General features: G+C 63.2%; 8 protein-coding genes. 3 read left to right on the top strand and 5 right to left on the bottom strand.

Going from position 1 to position 7,040, the window contains the following annotated elements; all coding sequences use genetic code 11:
- Window positions 1–321, bottom strand: a 321-nt coding sequence (locus tag QT222_RS09690; protein ID WP_491477042.1) for an FAD-dependent oxidoreductase, incomplete at its 3' end; no start/stop codon positions are given.
- A gap of 209 nt (window positions 322–530) precedes the next feature.
- Here QT222_RS09690 and QT222_RS09695 point away from each other — a divergent pair.
- Together QT222_RS09695 and QT222_RS09700 are read left to right on the top strand one after the other, a co-directional pair.
- A complete protein-coding gene (locus QT222_RS09695; protein WP_491477043.1) occupies window positions 531–1,511 on the top strand; it encodes a glutathione S-transferase family protein in 981 nt (326 codons plus the stop codon).
- Window positions 1,512–1,604: 93 nt separating this feature from the next.
- The gene (locus QT222_RS09700) at window positions 1,605–2,678 is read left to right on the top strand and encodes a molybdopterin-dependent oxidoreductase (RefSeq protein WP_491477044.1); all 1,074 of its coding nucleotides are present in this window, start codon (window positions 1,605–1,607) and stop codon (window positions 2,676–2,678) included.
- A gap of 18 nt (window positions 2,679–2,696) precedes the next feature.
- Here the strand turns inward: QT222_RS09700 and QT222_RS09705 are convergent, their stop codons facing one another.
- The 4 genes from QT222_RS09705 to aspS all read right to left on the bottom strand — a co-directional run bounded on the left by QT222_RS09705 (window position 2,697) and on the right by aspS (window position 6,421).
- Window positions 2,697–3,446: a 4-phosphopantoate--beta-alanine ligase gene (locus QT222_RS09705; RefSeq protein WP_491477045.1), complete on the bottom strand. Its 750-nt coding sequence runs from the start codon at window positions 3,444–3,446 to the stop codon at window positions 2,697–2,699.
- Window positions 3,447–3,512: 66 nt separating this feature from the next.
- Window positions 3,513–4,346 carry a pantoate kinase gene (locus QT222_RS09710; RefSeq protein ID WP_491477046.1) on the bottom strand — a complete coding sequence of 278 codons (834 nt, stop codon included), beginning with the start codon at window positions 4,344–4,346 and terminating at the stop codon, window positions 3,513–3,515.
- A gap of 64 nt (window positions 4,347–4,410) precedes the next feature.
- A complete protein-coding gene (locus QT222_RS09715; protein ID WP_004057588.1) occupies window positions 4,411–4,842 on the bottom strand; it encodes an SHOCT domain-containing protein in 432 nt (143 codons plus the stop codon).
- A gap of 274 nt (window positions 4,843–5,116) precedes the next feature.
- Window positions 5,117–6,421: an aspartate--tRNA(Asn) ligase gene (aspS, locus tag QT222_RS09720; protein WP_004057587.1), complete on the bottom strand. Its 1,305-nt coding sequence runs from the start codon at window positions 6,419–6,421 to the stop codon at window positions 5,117–5,119.
- Window positions 6,422–6,620: 199 nt separating this feature from the next.
- Between aspS and QT222_RS09725 the strand changes: the two genes are divergently transcribed.
- A partial coding sequence (locus tag QT222_RS09725) for a DUF4013 domain-containing protein (protein ID WP_491477047.1) occupies window positions 6,621–7,040 on the top strand: 420 nt, incomplete at its 3' end.

Below are 7,040 nucleotides of genomic sequence, written 5' to 3' on the forward strand. Positions count from 1 at the left end.
GTAGAGTCCGTCGGCCTCGTCGCTTTCTTCGTACGGAACGTCGAGTTCGTCGAGGACTTCGCTAGCGGGCCCGCGGACGGTAATCTTGTTCATCAGGAACCCACCGAGCCAGAAGCCACCGCCGAGGTAGTTGTTCTTCTCGACGATGGTTACGTCGACACCGCGTTCCGCCAGTTCCTTCGCTGCGACGAGTCCGGAGGGTCCGCCGCCGACGATGATAACGTCGGTGTCCGTCCGCTCGCGGAACTCCTCCATCCACGAGTCGGAGATTGCGCGCGTGACCTGTGCTTCTGTCGCGTCGGTGAATCCGTCGAACGACATACTACTTAGTGATACCACCAAGTAGTAAAATCTACTGATGGGCGACTTCTGACGGGACAGGGACAACAAAATTACAGTTATCGGTCTTCAGCAGCTGACTGAAACCGACCGAATCCGACTCGCAACCCGGTTACATCGATGTCTCCTTCCCACTTTTGTCGCTCTCGACCTAACGAACGGTCGATGCGAGCACCCCAGGCCGTGATAGCATGAACATGCTCTACGAAGGCGAGTGGCGAACCGGCGAGTTCGTCGCCAACAACGAAGACGGTGAGTTCGAGCGCCAGACGACGACGTTCCGAAACTGGGTCGGTGAGGACGAGCGGTTCCCCGTCGAAGCGGGGCGATACCACCTGTACATCTGTCGTGCCTGTCCGTGGGCACACCGGACCGCGATGACGCGCGCGCTGAAAGGACTCGAAGACGTGATTTCGCTCTCGCTCGTCGAACCGGTCCGCATCGACGACGGGTGGGAGTTCTCCGAAGACCTGCCGGACCCGCTCTACGGCGAGGAGTTCCTCCGCGATATCTACCTCCGTGCCGACGACGAGTTCACCGGGCGCGTTACCGTCCCCGTGCTGTGGGACAAAGAACGCGAGACCGTCGTCAACAACGAGTCCCGCGAGATTATGCGGATGCTCGACGAGGCGTTCGACCCACTCGCCGAGCACGACGTGGACCTCAACCCCGACGGCTACGAGGACGACGTTGACCGCCTCATCGACGAGATTTACGAACCCATCAACAACGGCGTCTACCGCGCCGGGTTCGCGACGACACAGGAGGCCTATGAGAACGCCGTCCACGAACTGTTCGACGCGCTCGACCACTGGGAATCAGTCCTCGACGACCAGCGATTCCTCGCGGGCGACGTGCTCACCGAAGCCGACATCGCGATGTTCGTAACGCTGGTCAGATTCGACCACGTCTACCACACCCACTTCAAGTGCAACAAGAAGGCCATCCACGAGTACGACAACCTCTGGAACTACACGAAGGAACTCTACCAGTTGCCGGGCGTCGAACAGACGGTCAACATGGACCACATCGTCCGCCACTACTTCGTCAGCCACGACGATATCAACCCGAAGCGCATCTACGGCGTCGGCCCGGACCTCGATTTCACCGCACCGCACGACCGCGACCGCTTGCCCGCCGAACTGCCATCGGCGCTCTCGGCTGACGACTGAGACCGTCGGTTCATCCGTCTCTTCCCCCTCACACGCTCTTTTCGATTACCCTCTCGCGACGAGTTCTTCCGCTTTGCCACGCTAGTCTTTCGCATGGCTGGGCGCACCCTCCGAGCACTCCGACGGGTCGAACCACCGCCGCGGGCGGTCGACTGGTCCATCTTCGTGCTCGTGTTGTTCCAGACGCTTTCGGGCGTCGTGAGCCTCGGTGCTGGCCACCCGGCGAACAATCTGCTCTTCGTCGCCCACGGCGTCGCCGGTCTCTCGCTTGTCGTCCTCGTCGGGTTCAAACTCTTCCGGGTCCGCCACCGCCTCTTCGATTCGCGACTTCGCGACCGGCACACTGCCGTCTCCATCCTCCTCGCCGTCGTCGCACTCGCAGCATTGGGAACCGGCATCGCGTGGGTTCTCGGCATCAAAATCAGCGTCGGCTTCTGGACGCTGCTTAACGTCCACATCGGATTCGGCCTGCTCGTCCTTCCGATTCTCCTCGTCCACCTTCGCTCGCGGTTCCACACGCCTCGCCGGGTCGACTTCGCTGGACGACGGCAAGCGCTCCAGTACGGGGCAATTCTCGTCTTCGGCGCAGCCGCCTCCCGTGCCACCGAGACGGTTGGCACCGTTCGCGGCGTCAGTCGTCGGTTCACCGGGTCTCGGCCGCTTCCGCCGGGCGACGGAAACGCGTCGTTTCCGGTTACGAGTTGGGTCGCCGACGACCCCGACCCACTCGACTCCGAGGCGTGGTCGCTCTCGGTAGCTGGCTTGGTCGAGCAACCACTCACGCTTGGCACCGTGGACCTCACCCCAGACGAAACACAATCTGCCCTCCTCGATTGCACGAGCGGGTGGTACACGGAACAGGACTGGACCGGCGTCAGACTCGGCGACGTGCTCGCGAGCGCGGAGGTTCACTCGTCAGCACGGTGGGTCACGGTCCGGTCGGTCACTGGGTATCGGTGGTCGTTCCCCATCGAGGAAGCACGGGAGATGCTACTCGCAACGCACGTCGGTGGCGAACGACTCTCGCACGGCCACGGGGCACCGCTTCGACTCGTCGCGCCGAACCGCCGCGGGTTCCAGTGGGTCAAGTGGATTGACGCAATCGAGGTCCGTCGGCGACGTGACCCAGCGCAGTGGCTCGCGGTGCTGATTAGCGGATTTAATTGAGTTGGTGTCGCCCGGCGCTCACTCGTCGCCGCCGGACCGAATCGCCTGCTCAGCGGCGTCAAGGGCCTCGTCGGCGTCGAAGTCGCCGACGATAGCTTCCAGTTCTTCCCGCGTGGCGTCCTGTAGCTCGCGCACATGTTCGGTCATATTCGGGACCGCACGGATGATGTTGTCCACGATGGGAACGCTGGCGACCTGTGCGGAGCGCGACATCGGATTGAGGTCGACGACGATTTCCACCTTCTCCATCTCACCGAGCGCCTCCGCGCGGTCGCCGTCTTCGAGCGGGACGACGACCACGTCGGCGCTGCCGATGCCGTCGGCGTCGACTTTCGCTCGCTCGTGGTCGATGCCCGGAATCCGACCGTCGGCGGTGAGTCCCTTCACCTCGTCGGCACCGTGCTCGCGGAGGTGGTCGACGATAGCCTGCATGCGCTCGTCGGTGCGGTTGAACAGGTTCACCTCGATGTCGGCGTCGGCCGCATTTGCGAGTTCGACGGTTTCCTCGGGGCAGAGCGCCGCGACATTCCCGTTGACGGAGATAACCGGGTGCTCGGCGAGAAGGAGATGCGCCGCGGCGGCCCGTGCCGCCTCGTCCGCGCTCGGAATCGTCTGTTCGCCGAGGAGGTAGTCGAATGCCTCGCCGCGGCCCTGTGCGATGAGTCCCTGCCTGCTCGTGATACCCTTCTCGACGCCCGCTTCGATGCGGTGTCTGGTGAGAAGCGACTGGTATCGCGGGTGACTCTCGGGAATCTCGATGTCGCTCATGCGTGTGGTGTCGTCACCGCTGAACTAACACGTTTTCTCATCGCCGACGAGGGACCAGCCGAAACACTACTCACGCTGTAACGTCGCCCCAGCAGCGTGTACGCGGCAGCTTTCGGGGTCGTATCCGGCGTCCGAAAGTCCGGTTCCGACGGCAAACACCGTCTCGCCGAGCATCGCCATCGACCCGTCGCCGCCGACATCCCGAACGTCTGCGATTGCCGCCTCGACTCGCTCCGTGAGCAGGTCGGCATCGCGGGCGAACTGTCTCGACTCGGCGACGAACCGCTCCAGCGTCGGCTCGGTACGGAGTTCACGGAGTGCCGCTTCCCCAGCGGCGGTGAGCGTCGTCGTATCGCCGGAGAGAATCTCGGCGGTCGACAGCCCGCCGAACGCGACGTACTCCACGCGCGGGCGAGCGGGAATTCCGTCCATCCGACCGTAGGCTGGCGCGCCGGGTTCGACCCGGATGGGCATCCCACCGCGCGCCTGCGCCACCACGTCGCCGAGTCCCGTCCCCGCCCGAACCTCTGCCTCGTGGGCGACCGTGACGAGTTCGTTTTCCGACCGGGCACAGCCAAAGACCGAGTTGGCCGCGAGAGCCGTTCCGAGTGCCATCGCACCGGAGACGCCGAACCCGGCACCGAGCGGGAGTTCGCTCTCGGCTCTGACGGTGGCGCTCACACCGAGTCGCTGCAGTACATCCACGACGGGCGGCATTTCGACTACCTCGCCGTCGAGGGAGACGACAGATTCGGCTGCCGGTTCGACGGTTACGGTAACGCCGTGCGAGAGCGTCAGTCCTGCGCCGCGAGACCCCGCGACTGCCGGGTCGTCGTCGGGATGGGCGCTGAAGAAGCCCGTGATGTGGCCGGGGACGAAAGCCGTCGCGTCGTCGCTCATCGGTTTTTCTACGATGCGGGTCGGTTAACGGTGTTGCGTTTCGTTGCCCGACGAGCCACTACCTTCACGTCTGTTCGAACTCCGTCTCTGCGGTCGTTTCCGTCTCGTCTCGCTGCCGATTTTCGACTTGTTTTCGAGCGTCTGAAACCGTCTCGGTCTCTAACAGGCGTTCGACTTTCGCCTCGAACTCGGCTTCGGTTAGCTCGCCTTCCGCGTACCGCTGACGAAGCGTCTCTAATGCGTCTTCGGTTTCGCTTGTCGCGGTCGCGTCGTCGCTATCGCGGGACTCGTAGAGCCGAGCGAGTGCTATCGCGGCGGGCAGGACACCCGCAAACCCCACTGGGAACGCTACCCAGAACCACGGGACACCAAGTGCGAGCAGTCCGAACCCGACGAGGAAGATGAACGCCATCACGACACCGGCGACCAACTGTTCGAGTGGGGAGTCCCCGTCGTCGTCGACATCGTCGTCGGTTCCCCCTTCCGGATGGCTCATCCTGCCCTCTCTCGATGGTGACGTTCGTGCATAGTGTGTCCACTCGTTGAGAGATAACGATTGTTTCGGAAAAATGAATGTTGGCGTCGTTTGTGGGGTAACCAGTGGGGCGTCGTCGCCTCCGGCGACAGACGCTGACGGTCTGACGAGACTCGCGTGCGCTCGTCTCGTTCGCTCACAACGCCTTCGTCAGGGACTCAGGCGTTGCCGGTCTCGCGGGAACTCACTCGCAACGCTTCGCGTTGCTCCCTGTTCCCGCTCGCCCGGAGCGTCTCTACGGAGAGAGACGCTGGCGGTCTCGCGGGAACAGCACAGCTTCCCGGATGTTCTCAAGCCCGAGCATCGTCATGATGAGACGCTCGCCGCCGAGACCGAAGCCTGCGTGCGGGGGCATGCCGTACTTGAACATCTTCGTGTAGTATTCGAACGCGTCGGGGTCGAGACCCTGCTGTTCGAAGCCTGCGACGAGGTGGTCGAAGCGGTGTTCACGCTGGCCACCGGAGACGAGTTCCATGTTCGGGTGCATCATGTCGAAGCCCGTCGAGAGGGTCTCGTCGTCGTCGTGGTCCTTGATGTAGAACGGTTTGATTTCGCTCGGCCAGTCGGTGATGAAGTAGTGCTCGCCGACGTCCTCACCGAGCGCCTTCTCACCCTCGGTCGGCAGGTCGTCACCCCAGACGAGTTGCTCGTCGAGTTCGCCCGTGGCGTTGATGCGCTGGATGGCCTCTTCGTAGGTGAGACGCGGGAACTCGCCGGACGGCGCTTCGAACTCCTCGGCGAGGCCGAGTGCTTCGAGTTCGTCCTGGCAGTTCTCCTCGACTGCCTCGTAGGCGGCCTTGACGACGGCCTCACAGACGTCCATCGCTTCGGTGTGGTCGATGAAGGCCGACTCGAAGTCGATGGAGGTCGCCTCGTTGAGGTGCCGCGGCGTGTTGTGCTCTTCGGCGCGGAAGATCGGCCCGACTTCGAAGACGCGTTCGAGTCCGGAGCCGACCATCAGCTGCTTGAACAGCTGCGGCGACTGGTTCATGAACGCCTCCTGTCCGAAGTAGGTGATGGGGAAGAGTTCAGTGCCGCCTTCGGTACCGGTGGCGACGATTTTCGGCGTGTTAATCTCGGTCGCGCGGAGGTTGCGGAACTCGTCGCGGACGGCGCGCTGGACTTCGGCGCGAATCTCGAAGATTGCCTTCACTTCGTCCTTGCGGAGGTCGAGCGTCCGGTTGTCGAGGCGCGTCGAAAGCTCGGCGTCGACCTTTCCGGAGGGGTCGAGGGGAAGCTGTGCCTCGGCCTCGGCGATAACGTCGAGGCTCTCAGGCGTGACTTCGACACCCGTCGGTGCGCGAGGCTCCTCTGCGACCTCGCCGGTCACGGAGATGACGCTCTCGCGGTGGACGCCAAGCCCCGTCTCGACGAGGTCGTCGTCCATCTCGTCTTTCTCGAATTTGACCTGAATCTTGCCGCTCGTGTCCCGGAGAATCAGGAACGCGATGCCGCCGAGGTCACGAACTTCGTGGACCCAGCCGGCGACGGTGACTGTGTCACCGGGTTCGGCGTCGGCCGTGTACGTTCGGTTTCGCATACGACGTGGTTCCGGACCGTACGTCTTAAACATCGTGTCTTTGCTCCGCGGAATCACGAAATTCCGTCACAGACACCCCGCGAACGACGGTAGTTGGTCGATTCCATTCGTGCCATCACATACCATATTCTCTGCCGAGAGGTAATCCGATGACTGGGCGGAGGTTTATGTACTAACACGGAACCACCTCGCCTCGAACATGGACGTTTCAGACTTCGAATCCGCCTTCGCACTCCCACTCACCGAGGAGACTTCGTTCGACACCTTCGTCGTCGGTATGCTCGTAACGCTCGCGTCGTTTGCCACGCCGCTCGCAGGGATTTTGCTCGTCGGTTACGTCGCCAAACTCGTCCGCGCTGGCGACCACGACGCCACTGCACTCCCCTCGTTCGACGATTTCCCCGGCATGGCGGTCGAAGGAATGCGTCTTTCGGCTGTTCTCGTCGCGCTTCAACTGCCAGCGGTCGGCATCGCGACCGCAGTTCTCTCGTCTTCGGGCCCGTCGCTCGCGGCGCTCGCCTACGTCTTTGACCCCCGGATGTTCCAGTACCTCGGACCCTCCCCGGTCGGCATTGTTGGACTCGTCGGCGCCGCAGGCGCCGCGCTCGGCGGGACCTAT

The organism is Haloferax sp. s1, from assembly GCF_058382125.1.

Coding starts and splice junctions, on each gene's coding strand:
- QT222_RS09710 (WP_491477046.1), bottom strand. CDS start 4,346: ATGAGCGACGACGCGACGGCTTTCGTCCCCGGCCACATCACGGGCTTC.
- QT222_RS09705 (WP_491477045.1), bottom strand. CDS start 3,446: ATGAGCGACATCGAGATTCCCGAGAGTCACCCGCGATACCAGTCGCTT.
- aspS (WP_004057587.1), bottom strand. CDS start 6,421: ATGCGAAACCGAACGTACACGGCCGACGCCGAACCCGGTGACACAGTC.
- QT222_RS09715 (WP_004057588.1), bottom strand. CDS start 4,842: ATGAGCCATCCGGAAGGGGGAACCGACGACGATGTCGACGACGACGGG.
- QT222_RS09700 (WP_491477044.1), top strand. CDS start 1,605: ATGGCTGGGCGCACCCTCCGAGCACTCCGACGGGTCGAACCACCGCCG.
- QT222_RS09695 (WP_491477043.1), top strand. CDS start 531: ATGAACATGCTCTACGAAGGCGAGTGGCGAACCGGCGAGTTCGTCGCC.